Raw genomic sequence first — 25,173 nt, forward strand, 5'->3', positions numbered from 1 at the left:
TGACTTCGGCAGCCTGGCCTCGCCTCGCCTACCTGAATCCGACCGAGGCACCACGTGCCGGCGAGCTACGCCGACGGCTGCACAGCATCACCTCGTCCTCGCCAGCCGAGATGCGCGCGTTCGCGAGCTATCTGGGCACACGCCGTCCGATCCGGATCGTCGGCTCGGCACAGACCGACGACCTGCCCGCGCGCAACCCGCAGCCGGACACCGTGCTCGTGCTGACCAGCGTCACCTATCCGGACCAGACCGGCGGCGCAGCGCCGGGCACCCAACTGTTGCTGGACGCCGCCGCCCGACTGCAGGCAGCCGGCAAGCGGATCATCGTCGGCCTACACCCACGCGAGAACCCCGCGCTCTGGGACCGCTACGAAATCAGCGACGTACCGTCCGTGCAGGCGTCCGCCCGCGCGGAGGCAGCCATCGGGATCCCGGGCACAGTTTTCCCGCTCGTCGTCGCTGTCGGCACACCGGTCATCGGCTGCCTCGATCCGGCCCTGGCGGTGCCCGACTACCTGCTATCCGTCTGCTCCTCCACCATTGCCACCGCCGACCAGGCAGTGGCAGCCGTCGGACAGGCCCGACTGCCCGACCAATCCATCCTCGCTGACACGGTCGGCCCCATCGGCGGCTCCGCCGCCCGGCTGCTCGACACCTGGCGCCGTGCCGCTCGATAGGGACTGAGAACGAAACGACCCCGGCTTGGCGATCATGCCGCTGACCTGGGTCGGAAGGACTGGAGCGGGCGACGGGAATCAACCCGCACCGTCAGTTCAGAAAATCGTTTCCGGCTGCCCCGGTCTGTCCGGAGTGCCTGGTCAACCGCCGGGTGCCGCTGCCCGCTCTTGCCATCTGGTGACCGTGCGGGTGCCGAAAACCTCGTCCGTCCTGGTCACGACCTTCTTGACCACTGAGATCAGAGCTCACCTGCAGCCTTGAGCCCGCCCGGCCCGGGCGCGGCGGGTGGTCGACGCTGAACGCCGCGCGAGTATGCCTGTTGTGCTGTTTCGACTGGCCTACCTCGGCGTAACTCTCGCGCTCCTGCGGCTGCTGCCGATGAGCGACCGGGACAAGGACGCCGAGATCCTCGCGCTGCGCCACCAGCTCACCGTCCTGCAGCGGCAGCTGCACGGCGAGAAGGCCCGGTTCACGCGGGCCGATCGAGCGTGGCTGGCTGCTCTTCTCCACCGGCTGCCCCGCGACGTGTTGCGAAACCTGCGGCTGCTGGTTCGCCCGGAGACTGTGTTGCGTTGGCACCGTGACCTGATCGCCCACCGGCACGCCAGAATCTCCCGACCCCTTCAGCATGCCGGGATCGACGTAAGGAGCAAATACAAACCAGCTCGTTACCGAAGATCCGGTAACGAGCCGCTTGACCTGCATATATAACTGGTGGGCGATACTGGGTTTGAACCAGTGACCTCTTCCGTGTCAAGGAAGCGCGCTCCCACTGCGCCAATCGCCCTCGTCTGTTGCGAGGTGGAGACGGGATTTGAACCCGTGTACACGGCTTTGCAGGCCGTTGCCTCGCCTCTCGGCCACTCCACCGAGGTAGCCCCCGACATGTGGCGGCATCTCCGAGCGGACGACGGGACTCGAACCCGCGACCCTCACCTTGGCAAGGTGATGCGCTACCAACTGCGCTACGTCCGCTTGTCTTCCGGCGTTCCCGGGTGACGGATGAGAACTTTAGCCGAGCCCGCGAACGGATGCCAACTCGGGGGTCGACCGGCGGGTCACCCGGAACCTTCGCCCTGGTCAGGGCCGATCCGGACGGCAGAGCCCGAAGCCGGCAGGCGCAGCCCGCCACCCTCGCCAAATCATCCTAGGAACCTGGATTGATGGAGAAAGTGGCGGGCCGTTGCCTCCTACTTCGGGGCGTTCAGCTCGTCCAGTGCCTGGGCGGCGCCCCGGTGCAGGGTCACCGGCTCGGTCTTCCGCGCGGTCTCCAGGCTGATCTCCTTGGCCGCCGCGTTCGCCTGCTCCAGCCGCGGCTTGTGTTCGAAGAGCGCCCTGGTCAGTACGCAGACCAGGTTGGCGTCCAGGTCGTCCTTCACCAGTAGCACGTTCGGTACGACGATCGTCCTGACGTCCGCCGGGGTGCCGTACGTGGCGGCGGGGACAGAACCCTCCTCGTACACCGGGTTGATCTTCTTCAGCTCGGCCAGCAGCGGCGTGATGTCCAGGAAGCTGACCTGTCCCCTGGCCGTGGTGAGCAGGTCGGTGATGCCGGGGGTGGGCAGGCCGCCGGACCAGAAGAGCGCGTCGATCGAGCCGTCCTTCATCCCGTCGACGGTCTTGGTCAGGTCCAGACGCTGAGCCTGGATGTCCTTCGCCGGGTCGAGCCCGGCCGCCTGGAGCAGCCGGTTCGCGATCACCTCGGTGCCCGACTTCGGCGACCCGGTGGAGATCCGCTTGCCCCGCATGTCGGCGACGCTCGCGATCCCCGCGCCGTTGCGCACGATCACCTGGGTGTAGTTGGTGTGGATCCGGGCCAGCGCCTGTACCGGTTGCTTCTGCCCCTCGAAGCTGCCGGTGCCCTGGACCGCGTCCGCCGCCGTGTCGGCGAGCGAGAACGCCACCGCGTACGTTCCGGCGACGAGCTGCTGGATGTTCTGCACCGACGCCCCGGTCTCGGCGGCGGTCACCTTGACCTTGCTGTCGGGGGCGTTGGAGACCTGCTCGGCGTAGGCGTTGCCGAGCGCGAAGTACACCCCGATGGCGTTGCCGGTGGCGATGCCGATCCGGGTCTCCGTGCCGACCTCGCAGGTGATCTCACCACCGGCGTCGGTGCTCGCCGCGTCCTGCCGGCCGCCGCACCCGACCAGCCCGGACAGGCCGATCCCGGCGGCGGCCACCGCCGCCAGGGCCCTGGTTGCACGATTCATCTGGTTTCCTCTCCGACGCGCGAATCGACCTCTGACTCGACCGGGCCACTGCGCCTGTCCGCCGGAGCGCCCGGTCCGGGACCGGCGGCTGTGACGGCGTCCGGCACCGCCGCCACCGTCTCCGTCGCGTCCGGTCCCGCCCCGGCGGGGGTACGGCGGTGCCGGACCAGCGCGGACACCACGGCCAGCACCAGCAGCGCGACGCCGGCCGCGATGGAGACCGGGTGCAGGTAGAGCAGCAGCAGACCGGCGAACGCGGCGGCGGTGCGCTCGACCCGGGTGGCGGCACCGACGCCGAGGAACCAGCCGCCGCTCGCCACCGCGAGGGCGGCCACGCCGACGCAGCCGGCCAGTCCCGCCCAGAGCACCTGGAGCACCGTGCCCCGGCCGAGCAGGTACTCCCCCGGCCCGGTCAGCACGAAGGCGATGGGCGCGAGGAACGCCGGCAGGGCGTACTTCAGCGCCTGCCACATGGTGGGGACGGTCCGGCCGCCGGTGATCGCGGCGGCACCCACCGCGGCCAGCGCGGTCGGCGGGGTGACCTCGGAGAGCACCGAGTAGTAGAAGACGAACATCGCGGCCGCCGGCGCCGGTACGCCCAGCGCCAGCAGCGCCGGGCCGATGATCACCCAGCCGATGATGAAGGACGCGGTGACCGGTACGGCGAGACCGAGCATCGCCAGGGCGACGGCCGCGAGGAGCACGGTCAGCGCCAGTACGACGGTGGGGTTGTCGCTGACCGCCTGGGCGGCCCGGACCAGCAGCGAGGCGAACTGGGCGCCCAGCCCGGTCTTGGTGGTGGTGGCGGTGATGATGCCGGCCGCGCCGCAGACGGCGGCGACCGGGAGCACCCCGCGCACCCCGGCGGAGAGCGCGTCGAAGAGCCGCCGGGGGTTCAGCCGGTGCCGCCGGTCGAGGAAGGAGAGCAGCACCGCCAGCCCGGTCGCGTAGACCACGGCCCGGATCGCGCTCACCCCGACGGCGAGCAGCACCACGATGACGATCAGCGAGGAGAAGTGGTACCCGAAGCGGGCCAGCAGCCGCCAGGCCGAGCCGGCGGCCACCTCCACCGGGCGCACCTTGAACCGCCGGGCGTCGATCTCGACGGCGAGCAGGATGCCGAGGTAGTAGAGCAGGGTGGGGATCACCGCCCAGCCCAGCACGGTCAGGTAGGAGACCTCCAGGTACTCGGCCACGATGAAGGCCGCCGCGCCGAGGGTGGGCGGGGAGAGGATCGCGCCCACCCCGGCCGCGGCCAGCATGCCGCCGGCGTGCTCGGCCGGATAGCCGGCCCGGCGCAGGATCGGCCAGGTCACCGCCCCGACGCTGACCGCCGTGGCGGTGCCGGAGCCGGAGACGGTGCCGAGCAGGAAACCGGAGGCGACGGCGGTGCGGCCGGCGGCGCTGCGGGAGCGGCGGAACGCCGCCACCGACAGGTCGACGAAGAACCGCCCGGCGCCGGAGAGGTCCAGCACCGCGCCGTAGATGGTGAACAGCACGATGTAGGTCGCCGCGACGTCCAGCGGGGTGCCGTAGAACCCGCTGCCGGAGTTGTAGAGCGCGTCGACGATCTGTCCGAAGTCGAGACCCGCGTGGGCGACCGCCCAGGTCTGCGGCAACAGCCCGCCGTAGTAGCCGTAGGCGAGGAAGAGCAGGCAGACCACCGGCAGGACCCAGCCCGTGGTCCGCCGGCACGCCTCGATCAGCAGCACCAGCAGCAGCGCGCCCATCAGCACGTCCGCCGGCGCGAGCAGCCCCTGCCGGTCGAGGAAGGCGTCGTAGCCGCCGCCCGCGCCGCCGATCCCGAGCGGCAGCACCGGGTAGAGGCAGACCACCAGGGCGAGCCCGGCCAGCAGCCAGTCGGCCACCGTCGGCCGCTCCCGCCGGCCGGCCGCGCCGGCACCGGCATCCGGTACGCGCCGCGCGAGCCGGGCCGGCAGCCGCAGGCCCGACCGGTAGCCGAGGAAGACCAGCGGGAGTACGCCGGACAGGAAGATGATCAGGTAGAACTGGCTGCCCTGGGAGAGGGGACGGAACACCTGCCAGAGCACCAGCAGCGCCACGGCGAAGGCGGTGACCGCCACCCCGGCGCCGACCCGGCCGGTCAGTCGCCGGGCGGGCCGCTCCTCGTCGTCGTAGCCGACCGCGGCGGTGGCGACGTCCGGGGTGGCCAGTGCCACCGGCCGCTCACCGGACCGGTCGGGCGACTCCGCGTCTGACATGAGCGGACACTACTACGCGGTACCGAGGCTTGCCGATCTCTCTATGTCGCTTCTCGGACCGGCGGGCGGCGCGGCTCCATCGACGTTCCCGATCGACGCTCGGTAACATTTTTGACTCGCTGGTAACTTAGTGTGCCCGCCGGGATGGGTTACCGTAGCCGCGTGACGAGACGTGGGGCCGAGGTACGTCTGGATGCGCTGCTGCGCACCACCTGTGACGTGATCGCCCAGCGGGGCCTGGCCAACACCCGTACGGCCGACGTGGCGCAGGCGGCCGGGGTCAGTCAGGCACTCGTGTTCTACCACTTCGCCACGAAGGAACGCCTGGTCGCCCAGGCCTTCGCGTACGCCGCCGAGCAGGATCTGGCCCGGCTCGACGCGGTGCTCCGCTGCTCCGCCCCGCCGCTGGTACGCCTCAAGAAGCTGCTCCGCCGCTACGCCCCGGCCGGCCGTTCCCGGCCCTGGGCGATGTGGATAGACGGCTGGTCGGAGTCGCTGCGCACGCCGGAGCTGGAGAAGGTCTCCCGCCGGCTCGACCTGCGCTGGCGGGAGGGGCTGCGTGGGGTCATCGCCGCCGGGGTCGCCGAGGGCGCCTTCGTCTGCGACGACCCGGGCGGCGCGGCGTGGCGGATCAACGCGCTGATCGACGGCCTGGCCGTGCAGACGGCGGTGCACGACCGGGTGGTTCCGCGCCGGCAGCTCACCGAGTGGATCCGGCTGGCCGTCGCCCGGGAGCTCGGGCTGCGACCGGAGCAGTTGGACTGACCGGGGGGGGCGGCTGGACCGGGGCTGGTGCGTGAAACGATTCATGCCCGCGTGCCCCGAGTCTCGGGCAGCTCGGCGCCACCGGATCCGTTGACAGGACGCAGCCCCGCCGGTACGTTCGCGATTTATTGAATGGTTTCATACGCACTCCGCGCCGAGGTGCGTGCCCGCCGGGTGTGGGCGCCACGACCCGATCGGATGATTTCGAGCATGACGACTGGAACCCTGCACCGGCCGCCGCCCCGGCCCACCGCACCGGGCGACGACAGGAGCCGCGACCGGAACCGCTACCGGCGCAACCGGCCGGGCATCGCGTACCTCTTCCTCTCCCCCTGGGTGCTCGGCGCGCTGCTGCTCACCGTCGGCCCCATGGTCGCCTCGCTCTACCTCTCCTTCACCGACTACGACCTGTTCACCAGTCCGGAGTGGGTGGGCCTGGACAACTACCGCCGGCTCTTCACCGACGACGCCCGGTTCCTGGCCTCGGCCAAGGTGACCGCGGCGTACGTGCTGATCTCCGTACCGCTGAAGCTGGCCGCCGCCCTGGCGGTGGCGATGCTGCTCAACCGCAACCGGCGCGGACAGGGCTTCTACCGGTCGGCGTTCTACGCGCCCTCGCTGCTCGGCACCGGGGTGGCGATCGCGCTGGTCTGGCGGGCGATGTTCACCGACACCGGCGTGGTCGACTCGGTCACCGGGTCGTTCGGCTGGGACACCGGCGGCTGGATCAACGAGCCGGACTACGCGCTCTACGTGCTGATCATCCTGGCGGTCTGGCAGTTCGGCGCCCCGATGGTCATCTTCCTGGCCGGCCTGAAGCAGATTCCCACCGAGCTCTACGACGCCGCCGCGGTGGACGGCTCCGGGCGCTGGCGGACCTTCCGCTCGGTGACCCTGCCAATGCTCTCCCCGATCATCCTGTTCAACCTGGTGCTGGAGACCATCCACGCGTTCCAGGCGTTCACCCCGGCGTTCATCGTCAGCGGCGGCCGGGGCGGGCCCAGCAACTCGACGCTGTTCTACACGCTCTACCTCTACGAGCGCGGCTTCGCCCAGTTCCGCATGGGGTACGCCTCGGCGATGGCGTGGATCCTGCTGCTCACCATCGCCATCATCACGGCCCTGTTCTTCGGCACGTCCCGCCGCTGGGTCTTCTACTCCGGGGAGGACAGGTGACCACCCTCCAGAGTGGCCGGGCAGCCGGCCGCACGGGTGACCGGCTGCGCGGGATCGGCTGGCACGCGCTGATCATCGTCGTCCTGGCGCTGCTGCTCTACCCGGTGATCTGGCTCTTCGCCACCTCGGTGAAGCCCACCGACGAGATCCTCTCCAGCCTCAGCATCTGGCCCAGCCGGCTGGCCCCGGAGAACTACGCCGCGGCGCTGGACGGGATCGCCGGGATCGGCGTCTGGCGCTTCTTCTCCAACTCGCTGATCGTCGCGGTCGGCTCGGTGATCGGCAACCTGGTCTCCTGCGCGCTGGCCGCCTACGCCTTCGCCCGGCTCCGGTTCCGGCTGCGCGGGCCGCTCTTCGCGTTCACCCTGCTGACCATCATGCTGCCGTACCACGTGGTGCTGATCCCGCAGTACACGATCTTCCAGAAGCTGGACCTGGTCGGCACCTTCGTCCCGCTGATCCTGCCGAAGCTGCTCGCCACCGACGCGTTCTTCATCTTCCTGATGGTCCAGTTCATCCGCGGGCTGCCCCGGGAGCTGGACGACGCGGCGGAGATCGACGGCTGCGGGCCGGTGCTGACGTTCCGGTACGTGATCCTGCCGCTGCTGAAGCCGGCCCTGGTCACCACCGCGATCTTCACCTTCATCTGGACCTGGAACGACTTCTTCAGCCAGCTCGTCTACCTCAACGATCCCGAGTCCTACACGCTGCCGCTGGCGCTGCGGCTCTTCATCGACCAGACCAGCGAGTCCGCGTTCGGCCCGATGTTCGCGATGTCGGTGCTGAGCCTGGTGCCGGTGATGCTCTTCTTCCTGGCCTTCCAGCGCTACCTGGTGGAGGGGCTGGCCACCTCCGGGCTCAAGGGCTGAGCGTCCCCGGGGCCGGGTGACGCGTCAGGACCCGGCCAGGTCGTCCGGCAGCAGCCCGACGACCTGGTCGCGGTCCAGCGCGCCGTCCGCGACGGGGATCCGGTACCGCCGGGCGCAGCCGACCGTCGGGGCGTCCCGGCGGCATTCCGGCGGCGCGCTGACGGTGCCGGCGTGACGCCGGGGCGTACTGTCGGCGCATCGGTGACCATGGCGGTGGCGGGTGGGACCGCCCTGCTCAGCCACCGGATAACCTTGACACGTTTCAGCCCGGCGCGGACCCGGGCTGCGGAAGGAGACGGCAGTGCCGGGACCAGCGGTGAGCATCCGCGACGTGGCCACCCAGGCCGGGGTGTCGGTGGGCACGGTGTCCAACGTGCTCAACCGGCCCGACATCGTGGCCGCCTCGACCCGCAGCCGGGTACTCGCCGCCATCAGCGACCTGGGATTCGTGCCGAACGACGCGGCCCGGCAGCTGCGCCGGGGCCGTGGCCGCACCCTCGGTCTGGTGGTGCTGGACGTGGCCAACCCGTTCTTCACCGACGTGGCCCGGGGCGTCGAGGACGCCACCGGCGCGGCCGGGATGGCGGTCATCTTCTGCAACAGCGACGGTGACCGGGCCAAGGAGAGCAGATACCTGGACCTGCTGGAGGAGCAGCGCGTCCAGGGAGTGCTGATCACCCCGGTGGACGACGCGAACGAGCGGCTGGTCCGGCTGCGCGAGCGGGGTGTCCTGGTGGTCCTGCTGGACCGCCGCTCGACCCGGCCCGACGTCTGCTCGGTGGCGGTCGACGACCGCCTCGGCGGCGAGCTGGCGATGCGACACCTGGTGGAGGCGGGGCACCGGCGGATCGCCTTCGTCGGCGGGCCGTGGGGGCTGGAACAGGTCCGGGACCGCTACCACGGCGCGCTGCACGCGCTGCGCGAGGCGGGCCTGGCCGAGGAGCACCTGCGCCGCTTCGACACGCCGAGCCCGACCGTGGCCGCCGGCCGGGACGCCGCCTCGCGCATCCTCGGCCTGCCCCGACCCGCCCGGGCCACCGCGGTCTTCTGCGCCAACGACCTGCTCGCCCTCGGCGTCCTCCAGGAGCTCACCCGCCAGCAGGTCCGGGTGCCGGAGGACATCGCCCTGGTCGGCTACGACGACATCGAGTTCGCCGCCGCGGCCGCCGTACCGCTCTCCTCGGTGCGGCAGCCCCGGCAGCGGCTCGGGCAGACCGCCGCCCAGCTGATGCTGGACGAGGCGAACGACCCGGAGGGGCACCGGCACCAGCAGGTGATCTTCGAGCCGGAGCTGGTGGTCCGGGAATCCAGCCGGTACGCCCGCACCCCCGGCTGAACCGGCCGTCGTAACCGGCCGGTGCGGAACCGGTTTCTTGACAGGCCCGTGACGTCGCTCGTATTTTGAGGACAGTCTTGTTGAAACGGTTCATTCTGGGGAGGCCACCGATGCGGCGGGTTTGCTTCATCCTGCGCGTCCGGCCGGACCGGCTCGCCGAGTACCGGGAACGGCACGCGGCGGTCTGGCCGGAGATGCTCGCCGCGCTCCGCGACGCCGGCTGGCACGACTACTCCCTCTTCCTGCACGACGACGGCCTGCTGGTCGGACACTTCCGCACCCAGGACCTGGCCGCGTCGCTCGCCGCGATGGAGCGCACCGGGGTCAACGCCCGGTGGCAGGCCGAGATGGCCCCCTTCTTCGTCGGGTTGGACGGGCGGCGTCCCGACGAGGGATTCGTCGTCCTCGACGAAATCTTCAACCTGGACGCGCAACTCGCCGCGCTCGACACCACGGAGGCCTGACATGACCGAGACCGCCGTCCGGGCCGCACTGCGGGCCCAACGGATCGAGGTGCCCTCCTGGGCGTACGGGAACTCCGGCACCCGGTTCAAGGTGTTCAGCCAGCCCGGGGTCCCCCGTACGCCGGAGGAGAAGATCGCCGACGCCGCCCAGGTGCACGCCTTCACCGGCGTCGCCCCGATCGTCTCGCTGCACATTCCGTGGGACCGGGTGGACGACTTCGCCAAGCTCGCCGCGTACGCCGCCGAGCGGGGGGTCCGGATCGGCGCCATCAACGCCAACGTCTTCCAGGACGACGACTACCGGCTGGGCAGCGTCACCAACCCCGACCCGCGGATCCGCCGCAAGGCCCTGGACCACCTGCTCGACTGCGTCGACATCATGGACGCCACCGGCTCGCGCGACCTGAAGCTCTGGTTCTCCGACGGCACCAACTACCCCGGGCAGGACGACATCCGCACCCGGCAGGACCGGCTCGCCGAGGCACTGGCCGCCACGTACGCCCGGCTCGGCCCCGACCAGCGGATCCTGCTGGAGTACAAGCTCTTCGAGCCCGCCTTCTACTCCACCGACGTGCCGGACTGGGGCACCGCGTACGCGCACTGCCTGAAGCTGGGCGAGAAGGCCCAGGTGGTGATCGACACCGGCCACCACGCCCCCGGCACCAACATCGAGTTCATCGTGGCGTTCCTGCTCCGCGAGGGGCGGCTCGGCGCCTTCGACTTCAACTCCCGCTTCTACGCCGACGACGACCTGATGGTCGGCTCGGCCGACCCGTTCCAGCTCTTCCGGATCATGCACGAGATCGTCCGGGCCGACGCCCTGCGCGAGGAGTCCGGGATCAACTTCATGCTCGACCAGTGCCACAACATCGAGCCGAAGATCCCGGCCCAGATCCGGTCCGTGATGAACGTGCAGGAGGCGACCGCGAAGGCGCTGCTGGTCGACGCCGAGGCGCTGGCCGCGGCGCAGACCGCCGGGGACGTGCTCGGCGCCAACGGGGTGCTGATGGACGCGTACAACACCGACGTACGGCCGCTGCTGCGCGAGGTACGCGCGGAGATGGGTCTCGATCCGGACCCGATGGCCGCGTACGCCCGCTCGGGTTACGCCGAGCGGATCGCCGCCGAGCGGGTCGGCGGCCAGCAGGCCGGCTGGGGGGCATGACCGTGAGCACCGATCCGACGCATCCCGAGGTGGCCGCGCTGCTCGACCGCGCGCACCGGCTCGGCGCCGACAAGCGCACCACCAACTACGGCGGTGGCAACGTCTCGGCCAAGGCGACCGCGGCCGACCCGGTCACCGGCGGCCCGGCCGAGCTGATGTGGGTCAAGGGCTCCGGCGGCGACATCGGCACCCTGACCGAGGCGGGGCTGGCCGTGCTGCGGCTGGACCGGCTGCGCGCCCTGGTCGACGTCTACCCGGGCGTCGAGCGCGAGGACGAGATGGTCGGCGCGTTCGACTTCTGCCTGCACGGCCGGGGCGGCGCGGCACCGTCGATCGACACCGCGATGCACGCCCTGGTCGACGCCGCGCACGTGGACCACCTGCACCCCGACGCCGGCATCGCGCTGGCGACCGCCGCCGACGGGCCCGAGCTGACCCGCCGCTGCTTCGGCGACCGGGTGGTCTGGGTGCCGTGGCGCCGGCCCGGTTTCCAGCTCGGCCTGGACATCGCCGCCATCGCCCGGGACAACCCGCAGGCCATCGGCGTGATCCTCGGCGGCCACGGCATCACCGCCTGGGGCGCGACCAGCGCCGAGTGCGAGGCCCGTTCCCTGGAGATCATCGAGACCGCGACCCGGTTCCTCGCCGAGCACGGCCGGCCCGAACCGTTCGGCGCGGTGCTGCCCGGGTACGAACCGCTGCCCGTCGCGCAGCGGCACGCGCGGGCAGCCGCCCTGGCCCCGGTGCTGCGCGGGCTGGCCAGCACGGACAGCCGGCAGTCCGGGTCCCTCCAGATCGGGCACTTCACCGACGACGGGGCGGTGCTGGACTTCCTGGCCCGCGCCGAGCACCCGCGGCTGGCCGCGCTCGGCACCTCCTGCCCGGACCACTTCCTGCGGACCAAGGTCCGGCCGCTGGTGCTGGACCTGCCCGCCGACGCGCCGCTGACCGAGGCGGTGGCCCGGCTGCGCGAGCTGCACGACGCGTACCGCAAGGACTACCGGGCCTACTACGAGCGGCACGCCGAGCCGGACTCGCCGGCGATGCGCGGCGCCGACCCGGCGATCGTGCTGGTGCCGGGGGTCGGCATGTTCAGCTTCGGCCGGGACGCCCAGACCGCCCGGGTCGCCGCCGAGTACTACCTCAACGCGATCAACGTGATGCGCGGCGCCGAGGCGGTGTCGCGCTACGCGCCGATCGACGAGGCGGAGAAGTTCCGGATCGAGTACTGGCAGTTGGAAGAGGCCAAGCTCCGGCGGATGCCGAAGCCCAAGCCGCTGGCCGGCCGGGTCGCGCTGGTCACCGGCGGTGGCTCCGGGATCGGCGCGGCGATCGCCCGCCGGCTGTCCGCCGAGGGCGCCGCCGTGGTGGTGGCCGACCGCGACGCCGGGGCCGGCGCCACGGTGGCCGGCGAACTCGGCACCGCCGACCGGGCGGTCGCGGTACCGGTCGACGTCACCGACGCGGCCGGGATCGAGGCGGCCTTCGCCGCCGCCGCGCTCGCCTTCGGCGGGGTCGACCTGGTGGTCAACAACGCCGGGCTGTCGATCTCGAAGTCGCTGCTGGAGACCACCGAGGCGGACTGGGACCTGCAACACGACGTGATGGCCAAGGGGTCCTTCCTGGTCTCCCGGGCCGCCGCCCGGCTGATGGTCGAGCAGGGCCTGGGCGGGGACCTCGTCTACATCTCCAGCAAGAACTCGGTCTTCGCCGGCCCGAACAACATCGCCTACAGCGCCGCCAAGGCCGACCAGGCCCACCAGGTACGGCTGCTCGCCGCCGAACTGGGCGAGCACGGCATCCGGGTCAACGGGATCAACCCGGACGGGGTGGTCCGGGGCTCCGGAATCTTCGCCAGCGGCTGGGGTGCGCAGCGGGCCGCCGTCTACGGGGTGCCCGAGTCCGAACTGGGCGCGTACTACGCCGGGCGGACGCTGCTCAAGCGGGAGGTGCTGCCGGAGCACGTGGCCAACGCGGTCTTCGCGCTGACCGGCGGCGAGCTGTCGCACACCACCGGCCTGCACGTACCGGTCGACTCCGGCGTGGCCGCGGCGTTCCTGCGATGAGCGCACCGGGCGGATCGGTGCACGGGTCGACGGCGGTGGCCGCCGTCGACCTCGGCGCGGCCAGCGGGCGGGTGATGCTCGCCGAGATCGACCCGACGGGCGTCGCGCTGACCGAGGTGCACCGCTTCGCCAACGGCCCGGTACGGCTGCACGACACCCTGCACTGGGACGTGCTGCGGCTGCACGCCGAGACGCTGACCGGGCTGGCCGCCGCGCTGACCCGCCGCCCCGATCTGGCCAGCGTCGGCATCGACTCCTGGGCGGTGGACTACGGGCTGCTGGACGACACCGGCGCACTCGTCGGCAACCCGGTGCACTACCGGGACCGGCGTACCGAGGGGGTGCCGGAGCGGGTGGTCGAGGCGCTGGGCGCCGACTACCTGTACGACACCACCGGACTGCAACTGCTGCCGTTCAACACGCTCTTCCAGCTCGTCGCCGCGACCGGCACGCCCGCGCTGGAGCGGGCCCGGACCATGCTGCTCATCCCCGACCTGCTCTCCTACTGGCTGACCGGGGAGGCCGGCTGCGAGGTCACCAACGCCTCCACCAGCCAGCTGCTGGACGTACGGACCCGACGCTGGTCGACGGAGCTGATCGACCGGGCCGGGCTGCCGGCCCGGCTGTTCGGACCGCTGCGCCAGCCGGGCGACCCCGCCGGCGAGCTGCGCCCCGAGGTACGCGAGGCGGTCGGCGCGACGACGGCGCTGCCGGTGACCGCGGTCGGCTCGCACGACACCGCGTCGGCGGTGGCCGCCGTACCGGCGCGGGGCGAGAACTTCGCCTACATCTCCTGCGGCACCTGGTCACTGGTCGGGGTGGAGCTGCCGAAGCCGGTGCTGTCCGCGCAGAGCCGGGCGGCCAACTTCACCAACGAGGCCGGGGTGGACGGCACCGTCCGCTACCTGCGCAACGTGATGGGGCTCTGGCTGCTGCAGGAGTCGCTGCGGGTCTGGCGGTCGCGGGGGCTGGCGACCGAGCTGCCGGAGCTGCTGGCCGCCGCCGCCCGGCAGCCGGCGCTGGCCGCCGTGGTCGACCCGGACGATCCCGCGTTCCTGCCGCCGGGTGACATGCCGGGCCGCCTCGCCCAGGCGTGCGCCCGGCGGGGTGAGCCGGTGCCGGAGAGCCCGGCCGCGATGACCCGGTGCATCCTGGACAGTCTGGCCCTGGCCCACCGGGCCGCCGTGGCGCAGGCGCGCCGACTCTCCGGGCGGGACGTGGAGGTGGTGCACGTCGTCGGCGGCGGGGCCCGCAACGAGCTGCTCTGCCAGCTCACCGCCGACGCCTGCGGACTGCCGGTGGTGGCCGGCCCGGTGGAGGCGACCGCGCTGGGCAACGCGCTGGTGCAGGCCCGCGCCCTCGGCGTACTGGACGGCGGGCTGGCGGAGCTACGCGCGCTGCTGCGGCGTACCGGGTCGACCCGGACCTACCGGCCGGCGGCCGGCACCGGGGCCGACTGGCGGGCGGCGGCGGAGCGGGCCGGACTGGCCGACGGTTAGACCTCCCGTGGGAGGGGTGCCCACGGGATCGGAAGGGGCGTCGCGTCTCGTGCGGTGGCGCGGCGCCCCGCCCGGGCCGCCACGGTCCGAGGTGATGGTAGTAATCCTCATGAATGTCAAAAATGGCTCAATCAGGGCTTTTATCTGTTAGGAAGGGGCTGACTGGACGGTTCGGACCGGGGAGGTCAGCGGATGGTGGCGCAGGCAGAGCGACGGACCGGGACCGACCACCCACGGGTGCCGTCCGACGGCAGCTCCGGGCTGGTCGCCCTGGCCGTCGTCGCGGTGCTGCTGGCCAGCGCCGGTTCGGGCATCGTCCCCGGCGGTTTCGTCGGGATGGACGTCCTCTTCGTGGTCGCCGGCTTCCTGCTCAACGCCGCGCTGCTGCCCGAGTGGACCCGTACCGGGCAGATCTCCCTGCCGACCTTCTACGCCCGCTGTGCCCGGCGGCTGCTGCCGGCGGCCACCCTGGTGCTCGCCGCCGCGTTCGGACTGGCCCTGCTGGTCCTGCCGCGCGACCGGTGGACGCAGACCGGCTGGGACGTGGTCGCCGGCGGCCTGTACGGGCTCAACTGGCGCCTCGCCGAGCAGGGCGAGGTGCCGGTCGTCGCGGAGGGGGCGAGCGGCCTCCTGGCGCACTACTGGGCGCTCGGGGTGCACGGGCAGCTCACCCTGCTCTGGCCGCTGCTCTTCGTCGGCGTCGCGGGCTGGGCCGTCCGGCGGTGGGGGCGCGGTCCCCGGCGCCCGCTGCTGTTCGCGCTCGGCCTCCTCGGCGCCGCCTCGTTCGCCTGGTCGGTCCGGCTCACCACCGCCGAGCCGGAGCGGGCGTACCTGGTGAGCACCACCCGGCTCTGGGAGCTGGCCCTCGGCGGCGGGATCGCCCTGCTGGTCGCGCGCCCCGGACGGCTGCCCGGGCGGGTCACCGGCGCGGTCGGCTGGGCCGGTCTCGCCGCCGTACTGGTCGCGATGCTCGCGCTGCGGCCGGGTCCGCACTTTCCCGGTTACCTCGCGCTGCTCCCCGCGCTGGGCACCGCCGCGGTCCTCGCCGCCGGCACGGGTCGCCGTGGCCCCGCCGTGCTGCTGGGAGCCCGGCCGGTCCGGGCGGCCGGGGCGGTGGCCTATCCGCTCTACCTCTGGCACTGGCCGTTGCTGGTGGCCGCGCAGGCCCGGTTCGGCGAGCTGCGCCCGGTGGCCGGGGCCGCCGTGCTCGGCGGTGCCGCCACGCTCGCCGTGCTGACCCACCGGTACGTGGAACGGCCGCTGCGCGCCGGTGCGCCGCGCACCTGGTCGGCGGGCCAGATCCTCCGGGTCGCCGCGGTGGTCCCGGCGGTGGCCCTGATCGGCGGGATGCTGCTCCAGCTCAGCGTCTGGCCGCCCACCCCGCCGTCCCCGCTCCCGGTCGCGGCCCGGCCCTCACCAGGGGTGTCGACTCCCGCGCCACCGGCCGCGCCCGGGGCCGCCGCGCTCGGCCCGTCCCCGCGCCAGGCCCGGGCCGGCATCCCGGTGGCGCAGGTGGCGTCGGTCGTGCCGAGGCCGGCCGAGGCCGACGAGGACCTCTCGGACGTCTACCGGCACAACTGCTTCCCGGCCGCGTCGAGCGGCACCCCGAAGGCCTGCCTGTACGGCGACCGGGAGTCCGAGGTCACCGTGGTGCTGGCCGGCGACACCCAGGCCGCGAGCTGGGTACCGGCGTTGCAGGCCATCGCCGCGGACCGGCGGTGGCGCCTGATCACGTACCTGAAGCCGGGCTGTCCGTTCCTCGACCTGCCGGTCGCCGGGACCGACCGGCGGCCGGCCACGGCCTGCGCCCAGTGGTACCGCAACGTGCGCGCCGAACTCGTCGGGGCGGAACGTCCCCGGCTGCTGCTGATCAGCAACTTCCGGTACCAGCCGATCGTCGGGGGCCGGGCGCTCAGCGGGGCCGAGGCGGACGAGGCACTGGTCGCCGGGATGCGCCGGACCTGGTCCGGGCTGGCCGGTCCCCAGTTGCCCGTCGTGCTGCTGCGGGACGGGCCGGTGGTGGACTTCGGCGGGGCGAGGTGCGTGGCGGCGAACCCGAAGCGGCTGACCCGGTGCGCCACGCCCCGCGACGACGCGCTGGCCTGGGGTGCCGGGGCCGCCCAGCGCCGCGCGGTCGCGGACAGCGGGGACGTGCGGCTCGTCGACCTGAACAGCGCGATCTGCCCGGCGCAGCGGTGCGCGGCGGTCATCGGCGGGGTGCTCGTCTACCGGGACAACCGGCACCTCACCGCCACGTACGCGCGCACGCTGGCGCCCCGGCTGCGCAGCGCGCTCAACCGGGTGCTGCGCGCGGGTTGAGCGAGGCGGCCGCCACCGGGGTCCGGCTCGACCGGTCGGGCGGCGTCGGCGGGCCGCCCGTGCCCCCAGGACGGCACACGGGCGCGGGCCGGGAGAACACGTCTCCCGGCCCGCGCCCGTGCCGTACGCCGGTCAGCCGAGCTGGCTGGCGGCCTCGGTGATCACCCGCTTGGCTCCCTCGGCCGGTGGGATGCGGTTGAAGATGACCTCGTCGTAGATGCGCTGGAACTCGGCCTTCACCGCGCCGCCCCCCTTCGGCTGGGGCGGCGGGGTCGGCAGTAGCAGGCTGGTGACGGCGGTCTCGAACTCGTACACCTTCCTGTCGTTCTCCGACAGGCTCGGCGCGATCGCGTCCCGCACCTTGGCGTTGGCCGGCATGCCCCGGGCCACGCCCTGCACCTTGCCCGCGTCCACGTCGTTGACCAGGAAGTCGATCAGCATCGCGGCCTGCTCGGGGTGCTCGCTGCGCTGCGCCACGCTGTACGCCATCGACATGGCGGCGATCATCCCGCGCTTCGGGGTGTCGCTCGGCATCGGCGCGATCGCCAGCGGTGCGCCGTACGCGCTGGTCAGGCCGGTGAAGCTGGAGTCGTAGTTGACCTCACCGGTGACGCCCTTCTTGATCAGGGAGGAGTTCTGGATCGAGCCGTCGAGCTGGGTGGTCAGCGCCGCCGGGGCGAGGGCGCCGGCGGCCCGCAGCCGTCCGGTCAGCGTCCAGAACTCGGTGAGGTCCGCCTCGGTGAAGCCGAGCTTGCCGTCGTCGGTGTAGATCGCCTTGTCCCGCTGGCGCAGCCAGATGTCGAACCAGTCGATCGCGAAGCCGAAGTCGCCGAAGCCGGCCACCTTGCCGCCGCTGTCCTGGTGCAGCTTCTGCCCGGCGGCGAGCATGTCCTCCCAGGTCCAGTCGGGCTTGGGCGGGGTCACGCCGGCCTTGGACCACAGTGCGGGGTCGTAGACGACGCCCTGGGTGTTCTGGGCGATCGGGATCGCGTACGTCGCGTCGCCGACCTTGCCGGCCGGCAGCAGCGTCTGGGTCAGGTCGCCCAGCTTCAGCGTGCCGTCCTCGACGAACTCGGTCAGGTCGCGCAGGGCGTTGCGCTCCGCGTACTCGCGCAGGTAGGCGCGGTCCATCTGGACCACGTCCGGCGCGTTCCCGCCGGCGATCTCGGTGGAGAGCTTCTGGAAGTACGCGTCGAACGCGCCGAACGAGGTGTTCACCTTGATGTTCGGGTGCTTCTGCTCGAACAGGTCGATGGCGGCCTCGGTCACCTTGGCCCGGTCCTCGTTGCCCCACCAGTTGAACTGGAGGGTGACCTGACCGTCCGAGCCACCGTCGCCGCCGCCACCGCAGGCGGCCAGTGGCAGGACGAGCAGCGTCGCCGCGGCGAGGGTGGCGACCCGCGCCGCTCGGCGTAGACGCCGGTTGTGCACCATGGACGTTCTCCTTCCCGGTGGCGCCTGGGATACGGCGGGAAAACGCTTGCCCGACACGACTGGGTCGGGCAAGCCCGCAGCGGGGGCGGGGCCACAATGAAACGATCCAACAAGACCGGACGCTAGGTGTGAGGCCGACCACTTGTCAAGGGACGACTTCGGCACTGCCGTCGCCCCGAGCGCGAATGGGGTGGCCGGCCCGGGAACGGCTCTTGAATCGTTACAGAAACGCGACGCCGACGGGGGACCGGCGGGGTCCCCGCGCCGGTCGGTTCGGGCCGCCTTCTTGCCATGATCAGCGGCGACTGATATCCACGTATCTGCACGCGCCCATGATCCATAACCCCCCTTTCCCAGACACCCCCGCTCTTTCCGGGCCGGCCCGACCGGTCGACCCCGTCGTACCCCCTGTCCAAGGAGGACCCCTTGCCACAACCCTGGTGGAGATCAGCACATCGGAGCAGACGGCGGTTCGTCCCCGCGCTCACGGCGGCCGTGGTGGCCGCCGCGCTGCTTCCCGGCGCCACCACCGCCAGTGCGGCACCCAGCGGCGCACCCGCCGCACCGGCCCGGCACGACGACCACCCGGAGTCCTTCGGCGGCAGCCACGCCTCCCGGGACCGGGACAACCGGGTCGGCACCGCCGCCCCGAACGCCCGGCAGCGCGGCCTGGCCGGCCAGGTGGACGGCGCGATCCGGTGGAACGCCCTGGGCACCCCGCACGCGCTCACCGCCACCGACGGCCCGCTGGCCAGCGGGCTCCCCGCCGATCCCGAGACCGCCGCCCGGGAGTACCTGGTCCGCAACCGGGAGCTGTTCGGGCTGGACGCTCCCGCCGTGGCCCAACTGGAGCGGCTGCTGGTCACGCCGATCGGCGCCGGCACGGTGGTGACCCTGCGGCAGCGCTTCGGTGACCTCCCCGCCGGGTACGACGGCCTGGTCAGCATCGCCGTCACCGGCGGCGAGGTGGTCAACGTCAGCTCGTCGCTGTCCCGGGACACCCGCGCCCCCGAGCCGGTCACCATCTCCGCCGAGCAGGCCTACCAGGTCGCGCTCGCCGACGCCGGGCTGACCGCCGGCCAAGTGACCCGGCACGACGTACGGCAGGTCGCGGTGCCCACCCCCGACCGTGGCCCCCGGGCCGCCTGGGAGGTCACCCTGATCTCCGCCGACGCCGACCACCCGACCGCGTTCACCACCTTCGTCGACGGGGTCCGCAGCGAGGTGCTGGTCCGCGAGGACCTGGTCGACTTCGACTCCGACGACCCGAGCTGGGCGGTCTTCCCGGCCAACCCGCCCAGCTCCGTCAAGCCCGGACGGGACCCCCGGGTGCTCTGGTGCGCGACCTGGGAACGCGGCTGCGAGCGGGTGGTCCGCGACCCGGTGAGCGGGCAGCCGTGGGACGTGGACCTGGCCACCGGCCAGCCCACCCACACCACGCGGGGCAACGCGGCCAACACCGTCGTCTCGTGGGGGAACAACACCCCGGCGGTACCCGCCACCGAGAGCCCCACCCGGGACTACGTCTACCCGTTCACCGACCCGTGGCGCACCTCGAAGTGCAACCCGGAGGTCTTCACCGCGGCGCACCGCAACGACGCCGACGCGGCGACCGCCAACCTCTTCGCGATGCACAACCGGATGCACGACTGGGCCTACCGCCTGGGCTTCACCGAGTCGGCGTGGAACATGCAGGCGGTCAACCTGAGCGGGAACGGCCTCGGCGGCGACGCCGAGCAGGGCCGCGCCCAGCAGGGGGCGCTCACCGGCAACCGCAACAACGCCAACCAGTCCACCCCGCGCGAGGGCCTGCCGCCGAGCACCAACATGTACCTGTGGCAGCCCGCCGCCGGTGGCCCGTACCCGCCCTGCGTGGACGGTGACTACGACATGACGGTGATCGGGCACGAGTACACCCACGCGATCAGCAACCGCATGATCGCCGGCCCGGACAGCGGCATCAGCGGCCACCAGGGCGGCGCGATGGGCGAGTCCTGGAGCGACCTGCTCGGCACCGAGTACCTCTTCCAGCACGGGCTGCGGCCCGCCGGCGAGACGCCGTTCATCGTCGGCGCCTACGTCACCGGCAACACCGTCAGCGGCATCCGGAACTACGACCTCAGCCGGAGCCCGCTGAACTACTCCGACGTGGGCTACAACGTCGCCGGTCCGGCCGTACACGCCGACGGGGAGATCTGGGGCGCGACCAACTTCCGGGTCCGCTCCGCCCTGGTCAAGCGGTACGGCATCGGCACGCCGTCCCGGCAGCTCGACTGCGCCACCGGGAAGATCCCGGTCGAGCAGTGCCCGGGCAACCGGCGCTGGTCGCAGCTGGTCTTCGACTCGTTCCTGCTCCAGGCGGTCAGTTCGGTCAGCATGGTCGACATGCGGGACAACCTGCTCGCGGCCGACCGGCTCCGCTTCGGCGGCGCCAACCAGGAGATCATCTGGAACGCCTTCGCCGAGTCGGGACTCGGCCGGGACGCCGCCACCAACGGCGCCGCCGACACCGACCCGACCCCGAGCTTCGCCTCCCCGCACGCCCGCAACGTCACCGTCACACTGCGTCCGGAGGGCGAGAGCCAGGCCGCGCCGGTCCGGCTCTACGTCGGCGAGTACGAGGCCCGGGCGGTACCGGTGGCCGACACCGACCCGGCCACCCCGCTGCCGGACACCTTCGAGGTGGTGCCGGACCGGAAGTTCTCGTTCCTGGCCGTCGCGCCCGGCTTCGGGCACACCCGGTTCAGCCGGGAGTTCACGGCCGGCAAGGGCCGGGGCGGCGACAGGCCGGTGACGCTGGAGCTGGAACTGAGCCGCAACCTCGCCTCGGCCACCTCCGGTGCGGCGGTCGCCGGAGACGGCGTCAACCTCGACCGGCTGGTCGACGACACCGAGGCGACCAACTGGGCCGCCCTGGACGGGGTGACCGGCAAGCAGGTCACCGTCGACCTCGCCGGGGACCGGCCGCAGACCGTACGGCGGGTGAACGTCAGCGCCATGCTCCGGCCCGGGATCACCACCGACCCGGACCCCGGCACCTCGCAGAACGCGCTGTCGGCGCTGCGCTCGTTCGCCGTACTGGCCTGCGACGCGACCCGGGCTGACTGCGCGGACCCGGCGAACTTCCGCCGGGTCTACACCAGCCGGTCGGACGCGTTCCCGGGCGGGGCGTACCGGCCGTACTCGCGGGACCTGAACCTGCGGTCCTTCGAGATCCCCCGGACCCTCGCCACGCACCTGCGGCTGGAGGTGCGCGACAGCCAGTGCACCGGCGGCCCGAACTACGCCGGTGAGCAGGACGCCGACCCGGCGACCACCACCGACTGCGCCACCGCCAGCCCGGCCCGTACCCAGGTCCGGATCGCGGAGTTCCAGGCGTACGGCAGGTAGCCGTCGCGCCGGTCCATCCCGACGCCCGGTCCGAGCACCCGCTCGGGCCGGGCGTCGGCCGTCGGGGTCCCCGCCTCGGGCGGCCGGATCACCAGGCGCCGGAGCGCCGGGCCTGGTGACCGCGCCGGGGCGAGCTGGCCCGTCGACGTCTGGCCGGGGCGCTCCGGCCGGCCGGCGGGACGCCGCCGGAGGCGAACACGGCCTCCGGGTCGACCCGCCCCCGGGCGCGCAGCCGCAGCAGCAGTCCCGCACCGAGGAAGAGCAGGGCGCCACCGACCACGAAGCCGAGCTGGAGCAGCCCGGTGCCGCCCTGGCCCGCCGCGGCGTCGGCCCCACCGGCACCGGCGCCACCCGCGACGTCCTCGTCGAGGGCTCCCCCGTCCTCCGGCTCCTGCCCCGGGGACGCCTCCGCCTGCCCGGTCGCGGCGGACGCCGAATCCTCCGGTGCCGGGGTGGGTACCCGCGTGGTCGGCGGGCGGCGGTCGGCCCGGCGGTCCGCGGGAGTCCGGCCACGCCGCTCGGACACCACCTCCCGGGTGACGCCACCGCGGTCGAGCAGCCGCGACTGCGTGTCGTACGCCTCGACGGCGAGGCTGATCCGGCCGTCCGTCACGTCGCCGTCCACCGACAACCGGTACCGGGCGGTGACGGTCCGGTCCCGGCACAGCGTCCCCGGATCCAGCTCCCGGTCGGTGAGCCGGGCCCCGCCGTCCTCGGCGGTGATCTCCAGCGGTATCCGGCCGTCCTCCTCGATCCGTTCGACGGCGATCTGGTCCAGCCGGAGCCCGTCCGCGCGCAGCAGCAGCGACCAGCGCACCTTGCGGCACCCGCCGCCGTCACTGGTCGAGACGACCGCCGTGACGGTCTCCAGGCCACCGCCCGCCACGAACTCCGCCGGCACCTCGGTCAGCACGGTCTCGGTCCCGGCGGCCATCGCCGGGACCGGCAACACGAACCCGCCGGCCGCGCAGACCAGCACGGCACCGAACCGTGTCGCGAACCGCACCACCGTCACCACCCACCCGTCGCCGCCATCGCATGCCCCACCGACGCTAGGGCCGACAGCCGGACGGGCGGAAGAGTGGTGTATCAGCACCCTTCTCCAATGAAGGTGGTCATTTTGACGCGCAGTGGTGAACCGGTCACGAATCGACCACGACACGCCGGAGCGGGGCACGGTCCGGCGGCAGCGCGGGACCGGCCGCGGGTGCCGGCGGGTGGCCGGGCACAATCGGCGGTTGTGTCCGACAACCCGGCGACGTTCGTGCGCGCCTACGCCCGGCTGGCGCCGGTCGCCGCCGTACCGGAGGTCCGGCTGTACCAGGCGGACGAGCCGATCGGCCTCTGGGAGCTGACCGAGGGCGAGTTCCGCAGCGAGCAGCCGCCACCGTTCTGGGCCTTCGCCTGGGCCGGCGGGCAGGCCCTGGCCCGCTACGTGCTGGACCATCCGGAGACCGTGGCCGGGCGCCGGGTACTGGACCTGGCCAGTGGATCCGGCCTGGTGGCGGTCGCCGCGGCCCGCGCCGGCGCCACCGCGGTACGGGCGGTGGACGTCGACCCGATGGCGCTGGCCGCCGTCGCGGTGAACGCCGAGGCCAACGGCGTGACGGTGGACGGCACCCTCGGCGACGTGCTGGACGGTGACGCCGGGGACGCCCAGGTGGTGCTGGCCGGCGACGTCTTCTACAGCCAGGCGATGGCCAACCGGATGCTGCGGTTCCTGCTGCGCGCCACCCGGGCCGGCGCCCGGGTGCTGGTCGGCGACCCGGAGCGGGCGTACCTGCCCCGGGAGCGGTTCCGGCGGCTGGCCGGGTACAACATCCCGGTCCCGCCCGCCCTGGAGAGCGTCCGGGTGAAGCACAGCGCGGTCTGGGAGTTGATCTCGGCCACCCCGGGGGCGGGTGCCGGCGGGGGCGCCGGGCCCGCTGGCTAGCGTGGTCGGGTGCTGTTCCGCAGTTGGCAGGGGCCGGTCGGGGAATCCGGGCCGGACGTCGCCACCGTGCCCGACCACCTCGGGGTCGACCACCTGGTGGTGACCCGGCACGCCCTGGTCCGGCAGGTGCTCGCCGACCCGGAGACGTTCCGGCCGGACAACGCCCTGGACGCGGTGACCCCGATCCCGGTGGCCGCGCTGCGGGTGCTGGCCCGCCACGGGTTCCGGTTGCCGGCCACGCTCGCCAACAACGGCGGAGCCAGTCACCCCCAGATCCGGGCGATCGTGGCCGAGGCGCTGCACCCGCACCGGGTCGCGGAGCTGCGGCCGTGGCTGACCGCCGTCGTGCGGGAGCGGGTCGGCCGGCTCACCGCCGTGGTGCGGCGGGGCCAACCCGTCGACCTGTACGCCGAGTTCGCCGCCGACCTGCCGCTGCTGGTCCTGGCCCGGCTGGTCGACCTGCCGGACGCACCGGCCGGCACGGTCAAGGAGTTCACCCGGGCGGCCCTGGAGTTGTTCTGGGCCCCGGTCGACGCCGGCCGGCAGCGTGCCCTGGCCGACGTCGTCGGCCGGTTCCACGCCGTGCTGCGGGAGTTCGCCGCCGACGGGACGGGGCTGGTCGGCCGGCTGCGGGCCGCCGGGCATCCGCCGGAGGTGGTCGTCGGGGCGCTCTTCTTCCTGCTGGTGGCCGGCCAGGAGACCACCTCGCAGTTCCTCACCCTGCTGCTGCACCGGCTCACGGGCGAACCCGAGGTGCTGACCGGGCTGCGTGACGGCACGGTGCCGGTGGAGGACGTGGTGGAGGAGGGCCTTCGGCTGGAGCCGCCGATCGTCACCTGGCGCCGGGTGGCCGCCCGGGACACCGAGCTGGCCGGCCGGTCCGTACCGGAGGGGAGCAGCATCGTGCTCTGGCTGGCCCGCGCCGGGCGCGATCCGGCGGTGGTCGCCGAGCCGGAGCTGTTCCGGCCGGGTCAGCCCGGCTCCCGCCGGCACCTGGCCTTCGGGGCCGGCGCGCACCGGTGCGTCGGTGCCCAGCTCTCCCGGCTGGAGGCCGCGGTGGTGGTGGCCGAGACGGCCGGCCTGCTGGCCGAGGTGGAGGTGCTCCGGGCGCCCTGGTGCCCGGACAACCTGTCGTTCCGGATGCCCGACGCGTTCGTCGTCGCCCGGCGCACCGGCCGGTCGCCGCTCGGATCGCCCTACCGGTCGGAGCGGCGACCGTCGATCCCGATGCCCCGCAGGTAGAGCCCGACGGTCAGTACGCCGCCGACGACGAGGCTGATGTCCGCGACGTTGCCGATGAAGAATCCCGCGTAGTCGATGAAGTCCACGACGTGGCCGCGGGCGAAGCCGGGCTCCCGGAAGAGCCGGTCGAGCAGGTGGGTGGTGGCGCCGCCCAGCACCAGGCCCAGGGCGACGGCCCAGGCCCGGGACCCCACCCGCCGGGCGACCCAGGTGATCGCGACCACGGCGACGGCCGCGATGATGGCGAAGATCCAGGTCACCCCGGTACCGATGGAGAAGGCGGCACCCGGGTTGTAGATCAGCCGCAACCCCAGCAGGTCACCGAGGAGCGGGATCGACCGGCCGCCGGACAGCGCGGAGGTCGCCCAGAACTTGGTGGCCTGGTCGACCACGACGACCAGCAGC

20 protein-coding genes and 3 tRNA genes are annotated in these 25,173 nt (G+C 72.9%); 13 read left to right on the plus strand and 10 right to left on the minus strand.

Annotated elements, in window-relative coordinates; genetic code table 11:
• Positions 1–677, plus strand: a 677-nt coding sequence (locus tag ACQEUR_RS24490) for a hypothetical protein (RefSeq protein ID WP_433035499.1), incomplete at its 5' end; no start/stop codon positions are given.
• Between the two features lie 91 nt (positions 678–768).
• Here the strand turns inward: ACQEUR_RS24490 and ACQEUR_RS24495 are convergent.
• From ACQEUR_RS24495 to ACQEUR_RS24520, 6 genes are all read right to left on the minus strand, one after another.
• Positions 769–1,383 (minus strand): hypothetical protein, encoded by a 615-nt coding sequence (locus ACQEUR_RS24495; protein WP_433035502.1) that lies wholly within the window; start codon positions 1,381–1,383, stop codon positions 769–771.
• Between the two features lie 7 nt (positions 1,384–1,390).
• A tRNA-Val gene (locus tag ACQEUR_RS24500) sits at positions 1,391–1,465 on the minus strand.
• Between the two features lie 12 nt (positions 1,466–1,477).
• A tRNA-Cys gene (locus ACQEUR_RS24505) sits at positions 1,478–1,548 on the minus strand.
• A 32-nt stretch (positions 1,549–1,580) separates the two neighbouring features.
• Positions 1,581–1,653: transfer RNA gene (locus ACQEUR_RS24510), tRNA-Gly, on the minus strand.
• Positions 1,654–1,868: 215 nt separating this feature from the next.
• Positions 1,869–2,888: a TAXI family TRAP transporter solute-binding subunit gene (locus ACQEUR_RS24515; protein WP_433035505.1), complete on the minus strand. Its 1,020-nt coding sequence runs from the start codon at positions 2,886–2,888 to the stop codon at positions 1,869–1,871.
• Entirely contained in the window at positions 2,885–5,110 is a 2,226-nt protein-coding gene (locus ACQEUR_RS24520; RefSeq protein WP_433035508.1) for a TRAP transporter permease, read from the minus strand. Before ACQEUR_RS24520 ends, ACQEUR_RS24515 begins: the two co-directional genes overlap by 4 nt.
• Before the next feature lie 162 nt (positions 5,111–5,272).
• Between ACQEUR_RS24520 and ACQEUR_RS24525 the strand changes: the two genes are divergently transcribed.
• From ACQEUR_RS24525 to ACQEUR_RS24535, 3 genes are all read left to right on the plus strand, one after another.
• Positions 5,273–5,875, plus strand: a complete 603-nt coding sequence (locus ACQEUR_RS24525) for a TetR/AcrR family transcriptional regulator (protein ID WP_433035511.1) — start codon at positions 5,273–5,275, stop codon at positions 5,873–5,875.
• A gap of 210 nt (positions 5,876–6,085) precedes the next feature.
• The gene (locus ACQEUR_RS24530) at positions 6,086–7,051 is read left to right on the plus strand and encodes a carbohydrate ABC transporter permease (RefSeq protein ID WP_433035514.1); all 966 of its coding nucleotides are present in this window, start codon (positions 6,086–6,088) and stop codon (positions 7,049–7,051) included.
• Positions 7,048–7,920 (plus strand): carbohydrate ABC transporter permease, encoded by an 873-nt coding sequence (locus ACQEUR_RS24535; RefSeq protein WP_433035517.1) that lies wholly within the window; start codon positions 7,048–7,050, stop codon positions 7,918–7,920. The genes ACQEUR_RS24530 and ACQEUR_RS24535 overlap by 4 nt, the downstream gene beginning before the upstream one ends.
• Positions 7,921–7,944: 24 nt before the next feature.
• Here the strand turns inward: ACQEUR_RS24535 and ACQEUR_RS24540 are convergent, their stop codons facing one another.
• The gene (locus ACQEUR_RS24540) at positions 7,945–8,163 is read right to left on the minus strand and encodes a hypothetical protein (RefSeq protein WP_433035520.1); all 219 of its coding nucleotides are present in this window, start codon (positions 8,161–8,163) and stop codon (positions 7,945–7,947) included.
• Positions 8,164–8,221: 58 nt separating this feature from the next.
• On the opposite strand from ACQEUR_RS24540, the gene ACQEUR_RS24545 reads away from it, so the two are divergent.
• From ACQEUR_RS24545 to ACQEUR_RS24570, 6 genes are all read left to right on the plus strand, one after another.
• A complete protein-coding gene (locus ACQEUR_RS24545) occupies positions 8,222–9,256 on the plus strand; it encodes a LacI family DNA-binding transcriptional regulator (RefSeq protein WP_433035523.1) in 1,035 nt (344 codons plus the stop codon).
• A gap of 110 nt (positions 9,257–9,366) precedes the next feature.
• A complete protein-coding gene (locus ACQEUR_RS24550; protein ID WP_433035526.1) occupies positions 9,367–9,720 on the plus strand; it encodes an L-rhamnose mutarotase in 354 nt (117 codons plus the stop codon).
• A 1-nt stretch (position 9,721) separates the two neighbouring features.
• Positions 9,722–10,885 carry an L-rhamnose isomerase gene (gene rhaI / locus ACQEUR_RS24555; RefSeq protein ID WP_433035529.1) on the plus strand — a complete coding sequence of 388 codons (1,164 nt, stop codon included), beginning with the start codon at positions 9,722–9,724 and terminating at the stop codon, positions 10,883–10,885.
• Positions 10,882–12,951: a bifunctional aldolase/short-chain dehydrogenase gene (locus ACQEUR_RS24560; protein ID WP_433035532.1), complete on the plus strand. Its 2,070-nt coding sequence runs from the start codon at positions 10,882–10,884 to the stop codon at positions 12,949–12,951. The genes rhaI and ACQEUR_RS24560 overlap by 4 nt, the downstream gene beginning before the upstream one ends.
• Entirely contained in the window at positions 12,948–14,450 is a 1,503-nt protein-coding gene (locus ACQEUR_RS24565) for a rhamnulokinase (protein WP_433035535.1), read from the plus strand. The genes ACQEUR_RS24560 and ACQEUR_RS24565 overlap by 4 nt, the downstream gene beginning before the upstream one ends.
• 192 nt (positions 14,451–14,642) lie before the next feature.
• Positions 14,643–16,769, plus strand: a complete 2,127-nt coding sequence (locus ACQEUR_RS24570; RefSeq protein WP_433035538.1) for an acyltransferase family protein — start codon at positions 14,643–14,645, stop codon at positions 16,767–16,769.
• A 132-nt stretch (positions 16,770–16,901) separates the two neighbouring features.
• On the opposite strand, the gene ACQEUR_RS24575 is transcribed toward ACQEUR_RS24570, so the two are convergent.
• On the minus strand, positions 16,902–18,203 hold the full coding sequence (locus ACQEUR_RS24575; RefSeq protein ID WP_433035541.1) for an ABC transporter substrate-binding protein: 1,302 nt from the start codon (positions 18,201–18,203) through the stop codon (positions 16,902–16,904).
• Between the two features lie 426 nt (positions 18,204–18,629).
• Here ACQEUR_RS24575 and ACQEUR_RS24580 point away from each other — a divergent pair, with 426 nt between their 5' ends.
• Positions 18,630–21,593 carry a M36 family metallopeptidase gene (locus tag ACQEUR_RS24580; protein WP_433035544.1) on the plus strand — a complete coding sequence of 988 codons (2,964 nt, stop codon included), beginning with the start codon at positions 18,630–18,632 and terminating at the stop codon, positions 21,591–21,593.
• A gap of 88 nt (positions 21,594–21,681) precedes the next feature.
• Here the strand turns inward: ACQEUR_RS24580 and ACQEUR_RS24585 are convergent, their stop codons facing one another.
• Positions 21,682–22,599: a hypothetical protein gene (locus tag ACQEUR_RS24585; protein WP_433035547.1), complete on the minus strand. Its 918-nt coding sequence runs from the start codon at positions 22,597–22,599 to the stop codon at positions 21,682–21,684.
• A 234-nt stretch (positions 22,600–22,833) separates the two neighbouring features.
• On the opposite strand from ACQEUR_RS24585, the gene ACQEUR_RS24590 reads away from it, so the two are divergent.
• Together ACQEUR_RS24590 and ACQEUR_RS24595 are read left to right on the plus strand one after the other, a co-directional pair.
• Positions 22,834–23,526, plus strand: a complete 693-nt coding sequence (locus ACQEUR_RS24590; RefSeq protein WP_433035550.1) for a class I SAM-dependent methyltransferase — start codon at positions 22,834–22,836, stop codon at positions 23,524–23,526.
• Positions 23,527–23,535: 9 nt separating this feature from the next.
• Positions 23,536–24,768 (plus strand): cytochrome P450, encoded by a 1,233-nt coding sequence (locus ACQEUR_RS24595; RefSeq protein ID WP_433035553.1) that lies wholly within the window; start codon positions 23,536–23,538, stop codon positions 24,766–24,768.
• Here ACQEUR_RS24595 and ACQEUR_RS24600 read toward each other — a convergent pair.
• Positions 24,723–25,173, minus strand: a 451-nt coding sequence (locus tag ACQEUR_RS24600) for a signal peptidase II (RefSeq protein WP_433035556.1), incomplete at its 5' end; no start/stop codon positions are given. The two genes, ACQEUR_RS24595 and ACQEUR_RS24600, sit on opposite strands and share 46 nt — an antisense overlap.

It is taken from the genome of Plantactinospora sp. CA-290183, from assembly GCF_050936375.1.
Taxonomy (GTDB): domain Bacteria; phylum Actinomycetota; class Actinomycetes; order Mycobacteriales; family Micromonosporaceae; genus Plantactinospora.